Source organism: Vibrio sp. 1557, assembly GCF_033340175.1.
GTDB lineage: Bacteria > Pseudomonadota > Gammaproteobacteria > Enterobacterales > Vibrionaceae > Vibrio > Vibrio alginolyticus.
Genome location: NZ_JAWOVZ010000021.1, coordinates 13,468 through 34,531, shown reverse-complemented (window position 1 = coordinate 34,531; position 21,064 = coordinate 13,468). Strand labels below are relative to the sequence as shown.

Here is a 21,064-nt window from a genome sequence, read left to right as displayed (position 1 = left end):
ATTACTTAGTGAAAGCTGCTGAGAAAATATAATGTAGAAGGTGAGTGGTTTTGGCTGCTCACCTTTTTCTTTAATAGAAAGGTTTAAAGGAACAAAAAATGAGTCATCCAATTGAACAGTTAGAACAAATCATGGCGAAGCTGCGTGATCCCGAAAACGGTTGCCCTTGGGACTTAAAACAAACCTTTGACACCATCGTTCCGCATACAATAGAAGAAACCTACGAGGTGGTGGACGCGATTCAAAATCGAGATTGGCCCAATCTAAAAGAAGAGCTAGGGGATTTGTTGTTTCAGGTGATTTTTTACAGTCAGCTAGCGAAAGAGCAAGAGCTGTTCGACTTTTCGGATGTCGTCGAAACCGTGAACGAAAAACTGACTCGTCGCCACCCGCATGTTTTTTCAGATGTTGAGTTTGAATCTGACGAGGAAATTAACGCGAACTGGGAAGCGGAAAAAGCAAAAGAAAAAGCCCTAGTAGGCAAAGCGGAAGAAAGTATCCTAGACTCAATACCAAACTCTTTACCGGCACTTTCTCGTGCTACAAAAATTCAGAAAAAATGTGCAAAATTTGGGTTTGATTGGGATTCACTTGGCCCGGTTGTCGATAAAGTACGAGAAGAAATTGACGAAGTCATGGAAGAGGCACTGCAAGTTCAGCCCGATGAAGAGAAAGTTGAGTTGGAACTCGGTGATTTGCTATTTGCGACTGTCAATTTGGCTCGCCACCTTGATAAAAACCCAGAAGTCGCGCTAGGAAAAGCAAACGTAAAGTTTGCGCGACGTTTTAAACAAGTTGAAGGCAAGGTTCAGCAGTCAGGCAAAGTACTTACAGATTGTTCTTTATCAGAACTTGACCATTTTTGGGATGAAGTAAAACAAGAAGAATCGAGGCAGAGGTAAACTGGCAGAATACATAATATAAGGTCAGCTTGTTTGGTTACACGAAAACGGACTTTGGTTTGTCTTTGCTCACTTTGATTTGAAGCAAAAAATAAAAAATTACGGTGTGATAGATTTCACGTTGTGGCGGTAAGGAGCTTCTGGTATATTTATCTCCCGTCCAGAAGCACTCCATTTCCCTCATTCAACCAATTTCAGGTTAAACATGACGACAAATTACATTTTTGTTACTGGCGGGGTTGTATCCTCTCTAGGTAAAGGTATTGCAGCAGCATCTCTTGCGGCTATTCTAGAAGCTCGTGGTCTTAAAGTGACTATGATGAAGCTTGACCCTTACATCAACGTTGACCCGGGCACAATGAGCCCTACTCAGCACGGTGAAGTGTTCGTTACAGAAGATGGCGCAGAGACTGACCTTGACCTTGGTCACTACGAGCGTTTCATCCGTACCAAGATGACCAAGCGTAACAACTTCACTGCAGGTCGTGTTTATGCCGACGTACTTCGTAAAGAACGTCGTGGTGACTACCTAGGCGCAACTATTCAAGTTATCCCTCATATCACTAACGCAATCAAAGATCGCGTTATTGCAGGTTCTGAAGGCCATGATGTGGCTATTGTTGAAGTTGGCGGTACTGTTGGTGATATCGAATCACTACCATTTATGGAAGCGATTCGTCAGCTAGCTGTTGAGCTAGGCCGTGAGCGCGCAATGTTCATGCACCTAACACTTGTTCCTTACCTAGCGGCAGCGGGCGAAGTGAAAACTAAGCCGACGCAACACTCTGTAAAAGAACTTCTATCTATCGGTATTCAGCCAGACATCCTAGTTTGCCGTAGCGATCGCGTTATTCCTGCGAATGAGCGTAAAAAAATCGCACTGTTCTGTAATGTTCCAGAAAAAGCAGTAATTTCAATGAAGGATGTAGACTCTATCTACAAGATCCCTCAGTTGATTAAATCTCAAGGGCTAGATGACCTTGTGTGTGCTCGCTTTGGTATTACTGCTCCTGAAGCAGACCTTTCTGAATGGGAACAGGTTATCTACGAAGAAGCAAATCCTACTGGTGAAGTAACCATCGGTATGGTTGGTAAATACATTGAATTACCAGATGCATACAAATCTGTGAACGAAGCGCTTAAACACGCTGGCTTGAAAAACCGTCTAAGCGTCACAATTAAGTATGTAGACTCACAAGATATCGAAACAAAAGGCGTTGAACTTCTAGAAGGTTTGGACGCAATCCTAGTACCAGGTGGCTTCGGCGATCGTGGTATTGAAGGCAAGATCCGTGCGGCTCAATATGCACGTGAAAATAACGTGCCTTACCTAGGTATTTGTTTGGGTATGCAAGTTGCACTAATCGAATACGCGCGTAACGTTGCGGGTATGGAAGGTGCACATTCAACAGAATTTAACAAAGAGACTAAGTACCCTGTGGTAGGTTTGATCACAGAGTGGGTAGACGAATCAGGTAGCGTAGAAGAGCGTACTGAAAAGTCTGACCTAGGCGGTACGATGCGTCTTGGTTCACAGCTGTGTCACCTAGAGAAAGGGACTAAAGCTCGTGAACTGTACGGTAGCGCGACGATCCATGAACGTCACCGTCACCGTTACGAAGTGAATAACGTGCTTCGTCCGCAAATCGAAAAAGCAGGCCTAAAAGTATCAGGTCTATCTGCGGACAAGAAGTTAGTGGAAATGATTGAGAACCCAGCTCACCCATGGTTTGTAGCGGCTCAGTTCCACCCAGAATTCACCTCGACTCCTCGCGATGGACATCCATTGTTTGCAGGTTTTGTTAAGGCTGCGGGCCAAAACGCACGCGGCGAATTCGAGAAGTAAAAGGATACGGGCGGCGGCGAAGGTTGTGCTGCTGCCCTTTAAGATTGACATTTATATTTGAAACGAGAGGAAACATTAATGTCTAAGATCGTTAAAGTTCTAGGTCGTGAAATCATCGACTCACGTGGTAACCCAACTGTAGAAGCTGAAGTACACCTAGAAGGCGGTTTCGTAGGTATGGCGGCAGCTCCATCTGGCGCATCTACTGGTTCTCGCGAAGCTCTTGAGCTACGTGACGGTGACAAAGCACGTTTCCTAGGTAAAGGTGTTCTTAAAGCAGTTGAAGCTGTAAACGGCCCAATCGCTGAAGCTCTAGTTGGCAAAGACGCTAAAGACCAAGCTGCAATCGACGCAGTAATGATCGAACTAGACGGCACTGAAAACAAATCTAAATTCGGTGCTAACGCTATCCTAGCTGTTTCTCTAGCAAACGCTAAAGCTGCTGCTGCTGCGAAAGGCATGCCTCTATACGAGCACATCGCTGAGCTAAACGGCACTGCAGGTCAGTTCTCTATGCCTCTACCAATGATGAACATCATCAACGGTGGTGAGCACGCAGACAACAACGTTGACATCCAAGAGTTCATGATCCAACCAGTTGGCGCTAAGACTCTTAAAGAAGGTCTACGTATCGGTGCAGAAGTATTCCACAACCTAGCTAAAGTTCTTAAGTCTAAAGGCTACAGCACTGCAGTTGGTGATGAAGGTGGTTTCGCTCCTAACCTTAAATCTAACGCTGAAGCTCTAGAAGTTATCGCAGAAGCTGTTGCAGCTGCTGGTTACGAACTAGGTAAAGACGTAACTCTAGCTATGGACTGTGCTGCATCTGAGTTCTTCGACAAAGAAGCTGGCATCTACAACATGAAAGGCGAAGGTAAAACTTTCACTTCTGAAGAGTTCAACCACTACCTAGCTGAGCTAGCTAACCAATTCCCAATCGTTTCTATCGAAGACGGTCTAGACGAGTCTGACTGGGATGGCTTCAAGCACCAAACAGAACTACTAGGTGACAAGCTTCAACTAGTAGGTGACGATCTATTCGTTACTAACACTAAGATCCTTGCTGAAGGTATCGAGAAAGGCGTAGCTAACTCTATCCTTATCAAGTTCAACCAAATCGGTTCTCTAACTGAGACTCTAGCTGCAATCAAGATGGCTAAAGACGCAGGTTACACAGCAGTAATCTCTCACCGTTCTGGCGAAACTGAAGATGCAACTATCGCTGACCTAGCGGTAGGTACAGCAGCAGGTCAAATCAAAACTGGTTCTATGAGCCGTTCTGACCGTGTTGCTAAGTACAACCAGCTAATCCGTATCGAGGAAGCTCTAGGTGAGCGCGCTCCTTTCAACGGTCTTAAAGAAGTTAAAGGTCAAGCTTAATTCTTCACTGAATTAGCAGCTTAACTTAAAGCTTTTAAAACACCCTGCTTTGGCGGGGTGTTTTTTTATATAACGGAAGCGCTAAGTGAGCGCGCTCCTCCATGTTTCAAGGAAGCGGTCTTAAAGAAGTTAAAGATCAAGCTTAATTCTTAACTGAGTTAACGGCTTAACTTAAAGCTTTTGAAAACGCCTCACACTTGCGGGGCGTTTTTTTATACAACGGAAGCGCTAAGTGAGCGCACTCCTCCATGTTTCAAGGAAGTGGTCTCAAAGAAGTAAAAGGTCAAGCTTAATTCTTATTGAGTAAAGTTTCGCTAAATAGCTTTTTGAAACCCTCGCTACGGCGTTTTTTTGTATTTATAGATTTGTATTTTGGGGTCTTACTTTGGTCATGGGTAAGGTTCGCTTCCCATGAGCTTGTTTCATTTTGCTGCTTATTTCTTGTAAGGAGCGTGTGAGTCTCCCTTTCTCCCCTAGAGGCAACCTCGCATTTATGCTATATATGTCACCTTATCTAATTCCTTCCGGTACAGAATGTTAGCAGCGATATGCGAATCTTTGTTATAGCCCTTACGCTACTGTTTGGCTTGCTTCAATACACTCTATGGTTTGGTAAAAACGGAGTGTCTGACTACTACACAGTAAAAGATGAAATTGAAGTTCAGCAACAAGTGAACAGCAAGCTACAAGCTCGCAACAATGAAATGTTCGCTGAGATTGATGACTTAAGGCAAGGTCTTGATGCGATTGAAGAACGTGCGCGTCATGAGCTCGGTTTAGTTAAAGATGGCGAGACTTTTTACCGCATTATAGGTGAGGAAAACCATTAAAATGTTGGATATGAACTCATCGCATATCGCAATTGTGCCTGCTGCTGGTGTGGGTAGCAGAATGAAGGCAGATCGCCCTAAGCAATATTTATTGATCGAAGGTAAAGCAGTACTGGAACATACCGTAGATAAACTGCTTTCCCACCCAAATATTTCTAAGGTTGTCGTTGCCATTACTGACGGCGACCCATATTACCCAGAATTGTCCATTGCTAAGCACCCAGATGTGATTCGTGTAGCTGGTGGTAAAGAAAGAGCAGACTCTGTGTTATCAGGGCTAAACTATGTCAATGAGCATCTGGAAAGCGAGTGGGTGTTAGTCCACGATGCTGCAAGGCCATGTGTATTAACATCCGACATTGACCGTTTGATTGATGTTTGCTGCGCCCGCTCAACGGGTGGCATTCTCGCATCTCCTGTGAGAGATACAATGAAGCGAGCAAACGCAGTACAAGATATCGAACATACGGTAGATAGAGAAGCATTGTGGCATGCACTTACTCCACAAATGTTTAAAACTCAGCAGCTTACTCAAGCACTGGCTGACGCATTAGAACAGGGTGTAACTATTACTGATGAAGCCTCGGCTTTGGAGTGGTTAGGCGAGAAGCCAGCCTTAGTTCAAGGGAATGCGAACAATATAAAAATCACTCAGCCAGAAGACCTTGCGTTAGCCGAGTTTTATCTAAGCCGTGAGCGCGGCGAATAAAGAAAGGATAGAAAATGATTCGAATTGGTCATGGTTTCGATGTACATAAATTCGGTGGTGAAGGCCCTGTCATTATTGGTGGTGTAGCAATCCCTTATGAGCAAGGTTTGATTGCACACTCAGACGGCGATGTAGCGTTGCATGCGTTAACGGATGCTCTGCTGGGCGCGATTGCTGCCGGCGATATTGGTCGTCATTTCCCAGATACGGATGATAAATGGAAAGGCGCAAACAGTCGTGAACTACTGAAAGACGTTTACCGTCGAGTCAAAGAGCAAGGCTACCGTCTTGGCAATGCTGATGTAACCATCATGGCACAAGCGCCTAAAATGGCACCACACATTGACGCAATGTGTGCGGCGATTGCCGAAGACCTAGAAACCGATATTAGTAACATTAACGTAAAAGCGACGACGACAGAACGTCTCGGTTTTACTGGACGCAAAGAAGGCATTGCAACGGAAGCCGTTGTACTTCTGTTTAAGCAATAACTAGCAATTTGCTCCTCTAAGCTGTGATATCAGCGGAAACACATCATGTCAGACATTTTATCTTCATTGGCTTACCTAACAGGTAAGCCAATTGCATCGGCAAAAATCAAAGCGCAGCCAGAGCACTTTCAGGTTCGCGAAGATTTAGGTTTTGCCTTTACGGGCGAAGGCGAGCACCTAATGGTTCGTATCCGTAAAACGGGCGAGAACACCAGCTTCGTTGCTAACGAGTTAGCAAAAGCCTGTGGTGTTAAGTCGAAAGACGTTAGCTGGGCGGGTCTTAAAGACCGTCATGCGATGACGGAACAGTGGTTAAGTGTCCATTTACCAAAAGGTGAAACGCCAGATTTTTCAGCGTTTTTGGCTCAATACCCAAGTATCGAAATCCTTGCAACAGATCGTCACAATAAAAAACTGCGTCCTGGTGACCTAGTAGGGAACGAGTTCGTGGTTACTTTGTCTGAAGTGACAGATAGAGCGGATGTAGAGCAACGTCTTGAAAAATTGAAACAAGTTGGCGTGCCAAACTACTTCGGTAGTCAGCGTTTTGGTAACGATGGCAACAACCTTGAAGAAGCACGTCGATGGGGACGCGAAAACGTTCGTACCCGCAATCAAAACAAGCGCAGTATGTATTTATCAGCGGCTCGTTCGTGGATTTTCAACCGCATCGTTTCAGCTCGTCTAGAGAATGGTGTGTTTGATAAGTTCATTGATGGTGACATTGCACAGACGAATTCTGGCACTCAGTTGATTGATGCAAACAACATCGCTGCTCTGCAAGTGCAATTTGCGCGAGGTGAAGCGGCAATTACCGCTGCGCTTGCTGGCGATAATGCACTGCCTACTCAAGCCGAGGCTCTGGCATTAGAGCAACCGTTTTTAGACGAAGAGCCTGACCTCATGGCGCTGATTCGTGGTAATCGCATGCGCCACGACCGTCGCGATATTGCGCTGAAGCCAAAAGATTTAGCTTGGACGGTTGAAGGTAACAACATTACGCTGACTTTCTCACTGGATGCGGGATCTTTTGCGACCTCTATTGTTCGTGAGTTAGTTAATGAGGTTGAAGTAGAAAGAGAATACTAATGGAACAGGATTCACGAAACCCGAAGCCCTTAAGGGTCTTAATCAGCAATGATGATGGTGTTCATGCTCAAGGGATTCATGCCCTCGCTGATGAGTTGAGAGATATCGCTGAAGTGACCATTGTCGCACCTGATCGAAATCGTTCAGGTGCTTCGAATTCACTCACATTAGAACAACCATTACGCGTGACTGAAATTGCCCCAAATATCTACTCAGTGCAAGGCACGCCCACGGATTGTGTGCATTTCGCGCTGAATGAGCTAATGAAAGATGATTTGCCTGATCTTGTTCTGTCAGGAATCAACCATGGCGCTAATTTGGGTGATGATGTTCTTTATTCTGGAACAGTAGCAGCCGCCATGGAAGGTCATTTCCTTGGCGTTCAGTCGGTGGCTTTTTCTCTAGTGGGTAAGCGACATTTCGAATCCGCCGCTAAAATTGCACGTCAAATTGTACAACAGCATTTAGCGTCGCCGATTCCAACGAATCGTCTACTGAACGTAAACGTGCCTGACTTACCATCAGAGAATTTAGGTGAAATTGAAGTTACGCGTTTAGGTGCACGTCATCACGCAGAGAATATGATCAAGCAGAAAGATCCGAGAGGCCATGACATTTATTGGTTAGGCCCACCAGGAAAGGAGCAAGATGCAGGAGAGGGCACGGACTTTTATGCAATTGAGCATGGCCGAGTTTCAATGACGCCTCTGCAAGTTGATCTCACCGCTCACGAGTCGCTGCGTGCTATGGATAGTTGGTTAAAGGAAGAGAAGTAATGAGTAACCCACATGCTGACAGGTTGATAGCGTTTCTTATCTCCAGTGGCATCAAAGACCAAAGAGTTCTGGATGCTATCCAACGCTTGCCACGAGAAAGCTTTGTTTCTCAAGCGATGATGCACCAAGCCTATGATAACAATGCGTTACCAATTGGTCAGGGACAAACTATTTCTCAGCCTTATATCGTTGCTCGTATGACCGAGTTGCTTGAGCTAGAGCCGGCGAGTCGTGTTCTGGAAATCGGAACGGGATCGGGTTATCAAACCGCGGTACTGGCGCAAATTGTTGATCATGTATACTCCGTTGAGCGAATTAAATCGTTGCAATGGGAAGCAAAGCGTCGCCTGAAGCAATTGGATATTTACAATGTTTCAACTAAGCATGCTGATGGGTGGCAGGGCTGGGAAGCGAGAGGTCCTTTCGATGCTATCATTGTTACCGCTGCCGCTGAAGTGATTCCCCAAGCTCTTCTCTCACAATTAAGAGATGGCGGCAAAATGGTCATTCCTGTTGGAGATACGGAGCAACAGTTATTAAAAATAGAGCGTAAGGGAGACGAATATCTCTCTACCGTTGTAGAAATGGTTCGGTTCGTACCTCTGGTTGCGGGTGATTTAGCTTAAGGGTTAGGGATAGGTGAATAAGTTACTACGTCATATTGGTATTAGCTTTGTGTTTGCTGCAGGACTAGTTGGTTGTGCAGCGCATTCCCCTGCACCTGTCTCTAGCCTAAAAAAAGACTATTCAAGCCTTGAAAGAGGAAGTTACAGAGGGAGTTATTATGAGGTAAAAAAAGGTGATACACTTTACTTCATAGCTTATGTCACAGATAAAGATGTAAATGATCTTGTTCGTTACAATGAGTTAACTCAGCCTTACACTATCTACCCAGGACAGAGGCTAAAACTTTGGGCTCCGAAATATGTCGCCCCTAAATATGGTCAAAAAGTTGAACCCGTTGTGGCTCCTGTTGTTACGACACCCCCAGCTCCAGTGACGAAAACATCAACAGCCTCTAAACCTAAACCTTCGAGTAAAAACTCTAGTCAAAAACCTACAGAGACTAAGCCTAAAGTCGTACAAAAACAGCCTCCAAAGAAGGTTGAACAATCGAAAACAAAGGAGTATGTTGGTTCAAAAGATAACCAAAAAGTGAAGCAAAAAGCGCCAACTACCACAGCAAAGAGTGATAAAGTCTCAAAGTGGTTGTGGCCAACAAAAGGGAGAGTAATCAAGAACTTTTCGGCGGGAGAACAGGGAAATAAAGGTATCGACATCGCAGGACAGCGTGGTCAACCTATCGTTTCAACCGCAGCCGGCACAGTCGTTTATTCAGGCAATGCGCTACGAGGTTATGGCAACTTAATTATAGTAAAGCATAACGACAATTATTTAAGCGCATACGCACACAATGACAAACTGCTGGTCACAGAAGGACAAAGCGTAAAAAGCGGACAAAAAATCGCCACCATGGGTAGTTCAGGTGCAAAGTCGGTCAAACTACACTTTGAAATTCGCTATCAAGGTAAATCAGTGAATCCAAAACGCTATTTGCCTTAAAACTTTGAAAAACAACTTGCGACATCATTTAGCGACATATTGAGTTGTCATGTCTTGCTAACTCGCCAGGGGGAGGCGTTATGAGTATCAGCAACACAGTAACCAAAGTTGAAGAGTTTGCATTTGACAATGCGTCAGTGAAGACCATTGATAACGAACTCGAAAGATCATCATCCACAGAAAGCAAAGCGACTGCGCGTGAAGAGTTTGACGCGAGCAGTAAAAGCTTAGATGCAACTCAGTTGTATTTGGGCGAAATTGGCTTCTCACCTTTACTTACTGCCGAAGAAGAAGTGCTTTACGCAAGACGCGCCCTACGTGGCGACGAAGCGGCACGCAAACGTATGATCGAAAGTAACCTACGTTTGGTTGTTAAGATTTCTCGTCGATACAGTAACCGTGGTCTAGCACTACTTGATCTGATTGAAGAAGGTAACCTCGGCTTGATCCGAGCGGTCGAAAAATTCGACCCAGAACGTGGTTTCCGTTTCTCTACTTACGCAACGTGGTGGATCCGACAAACGATAGAGCGAGCGTTGATGAACCAAACTCGCACGATCCGTCTACCTATCCATGTAGTGAAAGAGCTGAACATTTATCTGCGTACTGCGCGTGAACTTTCTCAAAAGCTCGATCACGAACCGACCGCAGAAGAAATTGCTGCTCAATTAGATATTCCAGTCGAAGACGTAAGCAAAATGTTACGCCTTAATGAGCGTATTAGCTCTGTCGACACGCCAATCGGTGGTGACGGTGAGAAAGCGCTGCTAGATATTATTCCTGATGCAAACAACTCTGATCCAGAAGTTTCGACTCAAGATGACGACATCAAATCATCGTTGATTCATTGGTTAGAAGAGTTGAATCCGAAACAGAAAGAAGTGCTTGCACGTCGCTTCGGCCTACTAGGCTACGAGCCTTCGACGCTGGAAGAAGTTGGTCGAGAGATTGGTCTGACACGTGAGCGAGTACGTCAAATACAAGTGGAAGGTTTACGTCGTCTTCGTGAAGTCCTAATCAAACAAGGTTTGAATATGGAAAACTTGTTTAACGTAGAAGACGATTAAATAATCCGTATTTCACTAGATACACAAAAGGCTATGGTTCCCCATAGCCTTTTTTCTTTTTTTCTCGTTGGTGTGAGTCTGTTTACAGCATCTTCTTCAAGCGATACAGCTCTTCAAGAGCTTGGCGTGGCGTTAAGTCGTCAGGATCAATACCTGACAGAGCTTGTTCGACCTCGCTAGGCTCTGGAATCAGGCTCAACTGGTTAGCCACATCTACTGCACTTGGACGTGGTGTGTCACTGTTTTGCCCCAGTTGCTCTAGCTGAGATAGCTTGTTACGCGCATTTTTGATGACCGTTTTTGGTACGCCTGCTAAGCCCGCAACAGCCAGGCCGTAAGACTTACTTGCCGCACCTTCTTGAACTGCGTGCATAAAGGCAATGCTGTCTCCATGTTCTACGGCATCCAAGTGAACGTTCGCTAAGTTTGGCAGCTGGCTTGGTAACTCTGTTAATTCGAAGTAGTGGGTTGCAAATAGGGTCATCGCACCAATTTGTGTTGCGAGCCATTCCGCACTTGCCCAAGCTAAAGACAGACCGTCGTAAGTACTAGTACCACGTCCGATTTCATCCATTAGCACCAAACTATTCTTAGTTGCGTTGTGAAGAATATTGGCTGTTTCTGTCATTTCTACCATGAAGGTCGAGCGGCCAGATGCAAGATCATCTGACGCACCAATACGAGTAAATATACGATCTAAAGAACCAATCTGTGCGGATTCTGCCGGTACATAAGAGCCGATATGTGCCATCAATGCAATCAGCGCAGTTTGACGCATGTAGGTTGATTTACCACCCATGTTTGGACCGGTGATGATCAACATCTTACGGGCTGGGTTAAGCTCAATTGGGTTCGCGATGAACGGCTCTGTTGTTACTTGTTCTACGACTGGATGACGACCAGCTTGAATGTGAATTCCTGCGTCTTTCACAAGCGTTGGGCGGCAGTAATCTAACGAATCTGCACGCTCTGCTAGGTTTTGTAATACATCCAGTTGAGACAGAGCAGAAGCTAGGTTTTGCAGCTTCTCAAGGTTTGGCATCAATAGATCAAACAGTTCTTCCCACAACTGTTTCTCAAGTGCTAACGCTTTAGATTTCGAGTTAAGTACTTTGTCTTCGTGTTCCTTAAGCTCTGGAATGATGTAGCGTTCAGCGTTTTTGAGTGTTTGGCGACGTACATAATGCGGTGGAACCAAATGGCTCTGGCCACGGCTTACTTGGATAAAGAAGCCATGAACGTTGTTATAGCCTACTTTAAGCGTATCGATACCGTGTCGTTCACGCTCATCTCGCTCAAGCTGCTCAAGATATTCTGTTGCACCATCTGCCAATTTTCGCCATTCATCGAGCTCCGCATTGTAGCCTTCAGCGATGACGCCACCATCACGAATAACAACCGGCGGATTTTCTTTAATCGCGCGCTCTAACAGGTCACATACTTCGTCAATCGGAGCTGCATACTTCGCCAATTTCGTTAGGTACGGATGGGTCAAAGAAGCGGTGACAGATTCTAGCTCTGGTAGCTGTTGCATTGCATTGCGAAGTCTAGCCATATCGCGAGGGCGAGCAGAGCGTAATGCAAGGCGCGCTAAGATACGTTCAATATCACCAATTTGCTTTAACGTTGGTTGAAGATCGGCAAACAGAGCTTGTTCTTTAATCTCACCAATCGCATCAAGACGATTGTTTAACGTTTCAATGCAACGCATAGGCTGATGCAACCAACGCTTCAGCATTCGGCTGCCCATCGGAGTAGCACAATGGTCGAGTACTGCAGCGAGCGTGTTATCGGTTCCGCCTGCTAGATTTTGAGTAATTTCCAGATTACGTCGGGTAGCAGCATCAAGGATGACGGATTGATCCTGATGATCAAACGTTAAAGAGCGAATATGAGGTAAAGCCGTACGTTGAGTATCTTTTACGTACTGGATCAAACAACCAGCAGCACATAACCCTAAGGACGCATGTTCTACACCAAAACCAACCAGATCTTTTGTGCCAAATTGTTGATTGAGTTGTTGCTTAGCCGTATCAAGCTCAAATTCCCAGACTGGGCGACGACGGTTACCATTGCGGCTCGCCATTAAATGTACAGGTTCAAAATCTTCTGGGAACAGTAGCTCACGTGGTGCAGTGCGTTGAAGCTCGGCTGTCATCGCTTCTTCAGTTTCTGGTTCTGTCAGTTGGAAGCGACCAGAGGTGACATCCAGCGTCGCATAACCGAACTTACCGTTGTGATGGTAAATTGCTGCGATTAAGTTATCGACACGCTCAGAAAGCAGCGCTTCATCCGTCACAGTACCTGGTGTCACGATACGCACAACTTTACGTTCTACCGGGCCCTTGCTGGTGGCCGGATCGCCAATCTGTTCACAGATCGCCACAGACTCACCAAGCTGAACAAGTTTTGCCAGGTAGCCCTCTACGGCGTGAAATGGCACACCCGCCATTGGGATAGGTTCACCTGCAGACGCACCACGTTTGGTCAATGAAATATCAAGAAGCTGAGAAGCTCGCTTGGCATCATCGTAAAAGAGTTCGTAGAAATCGCCCATGCGGTAGAACAGCAAAATCTCTGGGTTCTCAGCTTTTAGCTTGAGGTATTGCTGCATCATCGGAGTGTGTTTTTGTTCAGCTTTCACAGGTAAGTTCTTTTGTTTATTTCCGTAGCGGCTTAGGATACGTGAATCCCTATCAAGTAAAAAGAGACAAAGGGCATTTTGGCTATGGAAAAAACAACAAAATTGAGTGCCGATTTAGGCGCATTATTGGCTAAACACGGGCATCTTTTAACGACCGCAGAATCATGCACAGGTGGTGGTGTTGCAACCGCCATTACTGACATTGCTGGTAGTTCAGCGTGGCTTGACCGTGCGTTTGTCACCTACAGTAATGAAGCGAAAATGGAGATGCTTGGTGTGCAAGCTTCAACGTTAGAAGCGCATGGTGCAGTGAGTGAGCCAGTTGTGATTGAAATGGTACAGGGTGCAATTAAAAACTCCAATGCCACCATCGGTGTGTCCATCAGTGGTATTGCAGGGCCGGGTGGTGGCAGTGAAGAGAAACCAGTCGGCATGGTCTGCTTTGCTTTTGCTGATAACCAAAGTTGGCAGCAAGTCGAAACCATGCATTTCTCTGGTGACCGTGCAGAAGTTCGCAAAAAAGCGGTCGAGCATGCGCTGACTCAATTGTATCAACATCTACTCTAGAATTTCTTAACTTGTTTTAGCCCAGCATTGATAAGGGCTAGAGCAAATCACGACTTTAGGTCAGCCAAATTTTTTTCATACAGGTATGGACACTGTATGAATCAACAGTATAATAACTTTCATTGCTGAGCAGTTCTTCTGCTTAAGAAAAATGAATTACTATTCGTCGCCCAAAGAAGATGAATAAATCGGAGAAAGTAATGGACGAGAACAAACAGAAAGCGCTCGCCGCTGCGCTAGGTCAAATTGAAAAGCAATTCGGTAAAGGCTCTATCATGCGCCTTGGTGATAACCGCGCAATGGACGTAGAAACCATCTCAACGGGTTCTCTTTCTCTTGATATCGCTTTGGGTGCTGGTGGTCTACCAATGGGTCGTATCGTAGAAATCTACGGCCCAGAATCTTCAGGTAAAACAACGCTAACCCTTGAGCTTATTGCTGCTGCACAACGTGAAGGCAAAACGTGTGCGTTTATCGATGCAGAGCACGCTCTAGATCCTGTATACGCGAAGAAACTTGGCGTTGATATCGATGCATTGCTAGTTTCTCAGCCAGACACAGGTGAGCAAGCGCTAGAGATCTGTGACGCACTTGCACGTTCTGGTGCTATCGATGTTATGGTTGTCGACTCTGTCGCAGCACTAACACCGAAAGCAGAAATCGAAGGCGAAATGGGCGATAGCCACATGGGTCTGCAAGCACGTATGCTTTCTCAAGCAATGCGTAAGCTAACGGGTAACCTAAAGCAGTCTAACTGTATGTGTATCTTCATCAACCAAATCCGTATGAAGATTGGTGTGATGTTTGGTAACCCAGAAACAACAACAGGTGGTAACGCACTTAAGTTCTACGCTTCTGTTCGTCTAGATATCCGTCGTACTGGCGCAATCAAAGAAGGTGACGAAGTCGTAGGTAACGAAACGCGCATCAAAGTTGTTAAGAATAAGATTGCAGCACCATTTAAAGAAGCAAACACACAAATCATGTACGGCCAAGGCTTTAACCGCGAAGGTGAACTTGTCGATCTAGGTGTGAAGCACAAGTTAGTTGAAAAAGCCGGTGCTTGGTATAGCTACAATGGCGATAAGATTGGTCAAGGTAAAGCGAATGCGTGTAACTACCTGCGTGAGCACCCTGAAGTGGCTAAAACTATCGATACAAAACTGCGTGAAATGTTGCTAGCGCCAGCACTTGCGGAAGCGCCTGAAGCTGGTGAAGCGCCAGAGCAAGCTGAAGAGTTTTAATCTCTCATAGATTAATAAATGACAAAGCCCTGCAATGCGGGGCTTTGTTGTATCTATTGAAATCAAAAATCGAATTATCACAAAGGCCATTGAGAGCCTGTACAGCAAAAATACTTTTAGGATCATCATGTACCAAAAACGCCAGGCGCCAACATTATCGAGCAAAGAGGCAGCTATCCAATTGCTTAGCCGTCGCGATCATGGTCAGTATGAGCTTTACCAAAAATTATCGATGAAGGGCTATGAAGAATCAGACATCGACATCGCAATTAATTTTTGCCTAGACCATAATTATCTAGATGATTTACGTTACGCGAAGAGTCAAATTAGACAGCATGTATACAAAGGACATGGAGAGCGTCGAATTCGTCAAGAGTTAAACCAGAAGCGTGTTGCGGAATCGGTGATTGAGCAAGCTATGGCTGAAGAGCCGCAAGATTGGTTTGAACTGGCTAAACAGGCGGCAGAAAAGAAATTCAAAGGTATTAAAGCCAAAGACCAAAAAGAGTACGCAAAACAAGTTCGTTTTCTGCAGTATCGCGGCTACAGTTTTGACCAAATCAGCTACGCGCTGAGCTTTGAGGACGAAGATTAACGGTCAGTCGTCCGCACTGATTTTTGTTTTGCTTCAAATTTTTTCTCCTACTCCCTCTTTTCCTCAAGAAAACTAGTCTCAGCTGTTTGCATGATCTACAATACGGCAAAATTCTAACTCGACTATTTTCAGGAAGAGCTGCATGTACATGAGCACTGATGAGGTTCGTAACGCGTTCCTCAAGTTCTTTGAGAGCAAAGGACACCAAATCGTAGAAAGTTCATCGTTAGTTCCACATAACGACCCAACCCTGCTGTTCACAAACGCAGGTATGAACCAATTTAAAGATTGTTTCTTAGGCTTAGAAAAACGAGCCTACACTCGAGCGACTACGGCTCAGCGTTGCGTACGTGCTGGTGGTAAACATAACGACCTAGAAAATGTTGGCTTTACTGCTCGTCACCACACATTCTTTGAAATGTTAGGCAACTTCAGCTTTGGCGATTACTTCAAAGAAGATGCGATCTCCTTTGCTTGGGAATTCCTAACCGAAGTTCTTAAACTGCCAGCGGATCGTTTATTGGTAACTGTTTACGAAACCGATGACGAAGCGTTTGACATCTGGAACAAGAAAGTTGGCGTACCCGCTGATCGTATTGTTCGCATTGGTGATAAAGAAGGCGGCAAGCCGTACGAGTCTGATAACTTCTGGCAAATGGGCGACACTGGCCCTTGTGGTCCATGTACTGAAATCTTCTACGATCACGGTGAGCACATCTGGGGTGGCCGTCCTGGCACGCCTGAAGAAGATGGTGACCGTTTCATCGAGATCTGGAACAACGTATTCATGCAGTTCAACCGTCACGCAGACGGCACTATGGAACCGCTACCAAAACCATCGGTAGATACTGGTATGGGTATCGAGCGTATCTCTGCAATCATGCAGGGCGTTCACTCAAACTACGAAATCGATGTATTCCAAGCTCTTATCAAAGCAGCAGCAGAAGTTATCGGTTACGAAGACCTATCAAACCAATCACTACGCGTTATCGCTGACCACATCCGTTCATGTTCATTCCTGATCGTGGATGGCGTTATGCCTTCAAACGAAGGTCGTGGTTACGTATTACGCCGTATCATCCGTCGTGCAGTTCGTCACGGTAACAAGCTGGGCGCACAAGGTGCATTCTTCCACAAGTTGGTTGGCGTTCTAGCTGACATCATGGGTACGGCTGGTGAAGAGCTGAAGCGTCAACAAGCTGTGGTTGAAAAAGTACTGCGTATCGAAGAAGAAAACTTTGGTCGTACACTTGAGCGCGGTATGGCGATTCTAAACGAAGCATTAGATAACCTAGATGGTAAAGTACTGGACGGCGAAACCGTATTTAAACTTTACGACACTTACGGCTTCCCAGCTGACTTAACTAACGACGTTGCACGTGAGCGTGAGTTCGCAATCGACGAAGAAGGTTTTGAGAAAGCGATGGAAGAGCAGCGTCAACGTGCGCGTGAAGCGGGTAACTTCGGTACTGACTACAACGCAGCAATCAAAGTTGATACGCAAACAGAATTCTGTGGTTACACAGGTACTAAAGGCTCTAGTTCTGTAGCAGCGATGTTCGTTGAAGGCAACGAAGTAGATTCGCTATCTGCGGGCGACAAAGCAATCATCGTACTTGGTGAAACACCATTCTACGCAGAGTCAGGCGGTCAGTGTGGTGACGCTGGTGAAATCCGTACTGAGTCTGGTGTATTCCGCGTTGAGGACACTCAAAAACTAGGTAACGCAATCGCGCACCACGGTGTAATGGCAGAAGGCGTTCTAGCGAAAGGTGATGAAGTAGCAACTATCGTTGACGCAGAGCGTCGCGCAGCTATCTCTCTAAACCACTCAGCAACGCACTTGCTACACGCAGCACTACGCCAAGTTTTAGGTGAGCACGTAACGCAGAAAGGCTCATTGGTGAAGGCAGACAACCTACGTTTCGACTTCTCGCATCTAGAAGCCGTAACTGCAGCAGAACTGAAAGAAGTTGAGCGTCTAGTTAACGCGCAAATTCGTCGCAACCACACGATTGAAACCAACGTGATGGACATTGAGTCAGCTAAGAAGAAAGGCGCAATGGCTCTATTCGGCGAGAAGTACGATGACGAAGTACGCGTACTGTCTATGGGTGACTTCTCGACAGAGCTTTGCGGTGGTATTCACGCATCAAGCACAGGTGATATTGGCCTATTCAAAATCACTTCAGAAAGCGGCATTGCTGCAGGTATTCGACGTATTGAGGCGGTAACAGGCGAGGCTGCATTAGACGCGATTGAAGCTCAAAACGCGAAGTATGAAGAGAAACTGGCAGAATCTGCACAGAAAGCAAAAGCGCTAGAGAAAGAAGTGCAGAAGCTAAAAGATAAGATGGCGGCAGCAGAAAGCGCTAACATCATGGGCAAAGCGGTTGAAGTCAATGGTACAAAAGTTCTAGTCGCAGCTCTTGAAGGCGCTGACAGCAAGAACCTACGTACTATGGTTGATGACATCAAGAACCAAATGGGGTCTGGTGTCGTACTGCTTGCCAACGTAACAGGTGACAAGGTTGGCCTGATTGCTGGTGTGACTAAAGATCTAACTGGTAAAGTAAAAGCTGGTGATCTAGTTAAGATGATTGCTGAGCAAGTCGGTGGTAAGGGCGGTGGTCGTCCTGACATGGCTCAAGCTGGTGGTACTGATGTAGCCGCACTACCAGAGGCAATTAAAACAGTTCAGCCTTGGTTAGAAGAGCGCTTATAAGCTTTTAACTACTAAAATTACGCTCAATCAAGTTTCTTTGATTGAGCGTAATTTTTTTTAGCAGCCAAGTGGTTTAATTGACCAAAAGTTAACCGAGTCATTTAGGCTATTTGGTTTTTGTTGTAACTACTGCTTATATAATTTTTCTAAAAGGAAATACTGAAGATGTAAGCAGTTCTAAAGAGACTTCGGTCTTGGGAAGGTGAAGACTGGTGAAAAAGCCCCTTATCGTGCAAAAGTTTGGCGGAACCTCAGTGGGTTCAATTGAAAGAATCCACCAAGTTGCTGAACACATCATTAAGGCGAAAAATGATGGCAATCAAGTTGTTGTTGTCGTGTCTGCAATGTCAGGCGAAACAAACAGACTGATGGACCTCGCTAAACAGATAGATAGCGTGCCTACAGCTCGAGAACTTGATGTTTTGCTCTCTGCTGGTGAGCAAGTGTCAATGGCACTGTTAGCAATGACACTCAATAAATTGGGTCATGCTGCACGCTCGCTTACCGGAGCACAGGCGAATATTGTGACGGATAATCAACACAATGACGCAACGATTAAACACATTGATACTAAGACAATTCTGGGATTGCTTGAGCAAGACCAAATCGTGATTGTTGCAGGCTTTCAAGGTGTGAATGAGAACGGGGATATCACCACATTAGGTCGAGGTGGCTCAGATACGAGCGCAGTGGCACTGGCAGGCGCATTGCGCGCTGATGAGTGTCAAATCTTTACCGACGTTGATGGTATTTATACTTGTGACCCACGTGTAGTGAAAAACGCGCGAAAATTGGCGGTTATCGATTTTCCTTCCATGGAAGCGATGGCAAGCCGAGGCGCGAAAGTATTACATTTACCTTCAGTGCAATTTGCATGGAAGAATAATGTGCCACTGCGCGTGCTTTCGACATTTGATGTTAATGAAGGCAGTCTGGTAAAGGGGGAGTTAGGCAATCAAGCCGTCTCTGGTATAGCCATTCAACGTGACCTTGCCATAATCGAAGTCGATAAAGAACATTTATCTAGTGCTACAAAACAATGTCAGATGTTGGGTATTGACATTTGGAATGTGATCGAGGAAACAGAACGGGCAGGTATCATGATAAAACAAGATGCATGTGCCAAGTTCGATCTGGTGTTCAGCGACAAAATCCGTAATAGTGAAGTGGTAAGCCTGTTGACCGCAGTGGGGCTTGAGGCCAATGGAATGGTAGAGCACGCATGCGATTTGTTGGCAAAGCGAGATATTGAGATCAATTTCAGCGCAACGAATGCACTCACTATGATGCTAGTTTTAGCACCCGAATGTGTGGATACAGCAGCAAACATTCTGCATGATGCTTACATTACGTCTAGTGAAGCATTAAACATTCAACAAAAACATGCCTTTTTAGGCTGATTTTCGCTAACAAGGTAGTTTACGAAAATATAACTTTTGTTGGATAATAGCTTTGTAGCAAGAAAATTTAGAGATTACTCAAGGAGCAAAGAATGCTAATTTTGACTCGCCGCGTAGGCGAAACACTGATGATTGGTGATGAAGTGACTGTAACTGTACTGGGTGTTAAAGGTAACCAAGTGCGTATCGGCGTTAACGCTCCGAAAGAGGTTTCAGTTCACCGTGAAGAAATCTACATGCGCATTCAAGCTGAAAAAGGCAATGGCAACGTTGCTTCAGGTAACTACTAAGTCGCTCCTGTTTACAGAGCTTAGTTTGAATGAAAAAGGCTAACCGAAGGGTTGGCCTTTTTAGTTTTTACTGTTTTTGAAAATTTGCAGAAACTATTGTGTTGAGTATGGCTGTGAATTCATCAATAATATTGATTCGAACTTCAGAAAGTTATTTGAAAATAAATGTCTTTTTTTCAGAGAAGACTCTCTTTTTTTCATCATAATAGAGTGATAAAGTTCGTTTAATAGTCACTTTGATTAAATCAGCAACGGTTAAGCCAGTTTCGTAGATTTTTTCAAAGAAAGTGTTTGACATATTTTCGGTAAAACGTAATATGTGCCTCCGCAAGACGGTGAGGTGGCCGAGAGGCTGAAGGCGCTCCCCTGCTAAGGGAGTATACGGTTTATCCCGTATCGAGGGTTCGAATCCCTCCTTCACCGCCATTCTTGCAACGTTGATTTATCAACAAAAAGTGCGTCCTTAGCTCAGCTGGATAGAGTACCTGGCTACGAACCAGGCGGTCGGAGGTTCGAATCCTCCAGGACGCGCCATATCTCTTTTGAGATATAACAATGAAAACGGTGAGGTGGCCGAGAGGCTGAAGGCGCTCCCCTGCTAAGGGAGTATACGGTTTATCCCGTATCGAGGGTTCGAATCCCTCCTTCACCGCCATTCATTGACTGGCCCGATGGCCTTTTTTTTGTTTCGTAAGAAATGAATGTGATTTACTTCACAACTTCTTGGCGAGAAGATCTGCGCGTCCTTAGCTCAGCTGGATAGAGTACCTGGCTACGAACCAGGCGGTCGGAGGTTCGAATCCTCCAGGACGCGCCACTTATTAAAGGGTAATGCCCTGATGTTGACGAAAGTCGATATCGAAAACTGCGCGTCCTTAGCTCAGCTGGATAGAGTACCTGGCTACGAACCAGGCGGTCGGAGGTTCGAATCCTCCAGGACGCGCCA

General features: G+C 45.4%; 18 protein-coding genes and 5 tRNA genes. 22 read left to right on the top strand and 1 reads right to left on the bottom strand.

All coding sequences use genetic code 11. The features are described from left to right. Positions 1-98: 98 nt before the first annotated feature. The 11 genes from mazG to rpoS all read left to right on the top strand — a co-directional run bounded on the left by mazG (position 99) and on the right by rpoS (position 10,653). Complete coding sequence (gene mazG, locus R7070_RS19495; RefSeq protein WP_005383780.1) at positions 99-902, top strand: nucleoside triphosphate pyrophosphohydrolase; 804 nt, start codon at positions 99-101, stop codon at positions 900-902. A 205-nt stretch (positions 903-1,107) separates the two neighbouring features. Then, positions 1,108-2,748, top strand: coding sequence for a CTP synthase (locus R7070_RS19490; RefSeq protein WP_021034029.1), 1,641 nt, complete (start codon positions 1,108-1,110; stop codon positions 2,746-2,748). A gap of 78 nt (positions 2,749-2,826) precedes the next feature. Then, positions 2,827-4,128, top strand: coding sequence for a phosphopyruvate hydratase (gene eno, locus R7070_RS19485; RefSeq protein WP_005383785.1), 1,302 nt, complete (start codon positions 2,827-2,829; stop codon positions 4,126-4,128). A gap of 548 nt (positions 4,129-4,676) precedes the next feature. Continuing rightward, positions 4,677-4,958: a cell division protein FtsB gene (gene ftsB, locus R7070_RS19480; RefSeq protein ID WP_005380907.1), complete on the top strand. Its 282-nt coding sequence runs from the start codon at positions 4,677-4,679 to the stop codon at positions 4,956-4,958. A gap of 1 nt (position 4,959) precedes the next feature. After that, entirely contained in the window at positions 4,960-5,667 is a 708-nt protein-coding gene (ispD, locus tag R7070_RS19475) for a 2-C-methyl-D-erythritol 4-phosphate cytidylyltransferase (protein ID WP_256900270.1), read from the top strand. 14 nt (positions 5,668-5,681) lie between these two features. Continuing rightward, entirely contained in the window at positions 5,682-6,158 is a 477-nt protein-coding gene (gene ispF / locus R7070_RS19470) for a 2-C-methyl-D-erythritol 2,4-cyclodiphosphate synthase (protein ID WP_005380896.1), read from the top strand. A gap of 45 nt (positions 6,159-6,203) precedes the next feature. Beyond that, a complete protein-coding gene (gene truD / locus R7070_RS19465; protein ID WP_256900269.1) occupies positions 6,204-7,247 on the top strand; it encodes a tRNA pseudouridine(13) synthase TruD in 1,044 nt (347 codons plus the stop codon). Further along, the gene (surE, locus tag R7070_RS19460; RefSeq protein ID WP_005380894.1) at positions 7,247-8,023 is read left to right on the top strand and encodes a 5'/3'-nucleotidase SurE; all 777 of its coding nucleotides are present in this window, start codon (positions 7,247-7,249) and stop codon (positions 8,021-8,023) included. The genes truD and surE overlap by 1 nt, the downstream gene beginning before the upstream one ends. Continuing rightward, positions 8,023-8,649, top strand: a complete 627-nt coding sequence (locus R7070_RS19455; protein ID WP_005380892.1) for a protein-L-isoaspartate(D-aspartate) O-methyltransferase — start codon at positions 8,023-8,025, stop codon at positions 8,647-8,649. The genes surE and R7070_RS19455 overlap by 1 nt, the downstream gene beginning before the upstream one ends. Before the next feature lie 13 nt (positions 8,650-8,662). Further along, positions 8,663-9,586 carry a peptidoglycan DD-metalloendopeptidase family protein gene (locus R7070_RS19450; protein WP_017633546.1) on the top strand — a complete coding sequence of 308 codons (924 nt, stop codon included), beginning with the start codon at positions 8,663-8,665 and terminating at the stop codon, positions 9,584-9,586. A gap of 80 nt (positions 9,587-9,666) precedes the next feature. Continuing rightward, the gene (gene rpoS / locus R7070_RS19445) at positions 9,667-10,653 is read left to right on the top strand and encodes an RNA polymerase sigma factor RpoS (protein WP_005380887.1); all 987 of its coding nucleotides are present in this window, start codon (positions 9,667-9,669) and stop codon (positions 10,651-10,653) included. A gap of 82 nt (positions 10,654-10,735) precedes the next feature. Here rpoS and mutS read toward each other — a convergent pair whose 3' ends face one another. Then, positions 10,736-13,297, bottom strand: coding sequence for a DNA mismatch repair protein MutS (gene mutS / locus R7070_RS19440; protein WP_005380877.1), 2,562 nt, complete (start codon positions 13,295-13,297; stop codon positions 10,736-10,738). An 84-nt stretch (positions 13,298-13,381) separates the two neighbouring features. Between mutS and pncC the strand changes: the two genes are divergently transcribed. The 11 genes from pncC to R7070_RS19385 all read left to right on the top strand — a co-directional run bounded on the left by pncC (position 13,382) and on the right by R7070_RS19385 (position 21,064). Further along, entirely contained in the window at positions 13,382-13,864 is a 483-nt protein-coding gene (gene pncC, locus R7070_RS19435; protein WP_130545006.1) for a nicotinamide-nucleotide amidase, read from the top strand. Between the two features lie 200 nt (positions 13,865-14,064). Then, complete coding sequence (gene recA, locus R7070_RS19430) at positions 14,065-15,108, top strand: recombinase RecA (protein WP_005380874.1); 1,044 nt, start codon at positions 14,065-14,067, stop codon at positions 15,106-15,108. A 127-nt stretch (positions 15,109-15,235) separates the two neighbouring features. Continuing rightward, complete coding sequence (gene recX / locus R7070_RS19425) at positions 15,236-15,703, top strand: recombination regulator RecX (protein WP_017633543.1); 468 nt, start codon at positions 15,236-15,238, stop codon at positions 15,701-15,703. Positions 15,704-15,845: 142 nt separating this feature from the next. Beyond that, positions 15,846-18,428: an alanine--tRNA ligase gene (gene alaS / locus R7070_RS19420; protein ID WP_005380872.1), complete on the top strand. Its 2,583-nt coding sequence runs from the start codon at positions 15,846-15,848 to the stop codon at positions 18,426-18,428. Between the two features lie 212 nt (positions 18,429-18,640). Next, a complete protein-coding gene (locus tag R7070_RS19415) occupies positions 18,641-19,828 on the top strand; it encodes an aspartate kinase (protein ID WP_005383803.1) in 1,188 nt (395 codons plus the stop codon). Positions 19,829-19,920: 92 nt separating this feature from the next. Beyond that, positions 19,921-20,118 (top strand): carbon storage regulator CsrA, encoded by a 198-nt coding sequence (gene csrA / locus R7070_RS19410; protein ID WP_004415691.1) that lies wholly within the window; start codon positions 19,921-19,923, stop codon positions 20,116-20,118. A 334-nt stretch (positions 20,119-20,452) separates the two neighbouring features. Then, positions 20,453-20,544 (top strand) — tRNA-Ser (locus R7070_RS19405). Between the two features lie 31 nt (positions 20,545-20,575). Then, positions 20,576-20,652: transfer RNA gene (locus R7070_RS19400), tRNA-Arg, on the top strand. Between the two features lie 29 nt (positions 20,653-20,681). Then, positions 20,682-20,773, top strand: a tRNA-Ser gene (locus R7070_RS19395). Between the two features lie 85 nt (positions 20,774-20,858). After that, positions 20,859-20,935 (top strand) — tRNA-Arg (locus R7070_RS19390). A gap of 52 nt (positions 20,936-20,987) precedes the next feature. Continuing rightward, positions 20,988-21,064, top strand: a tRNA-Arg gene (locus R7070_RS19385).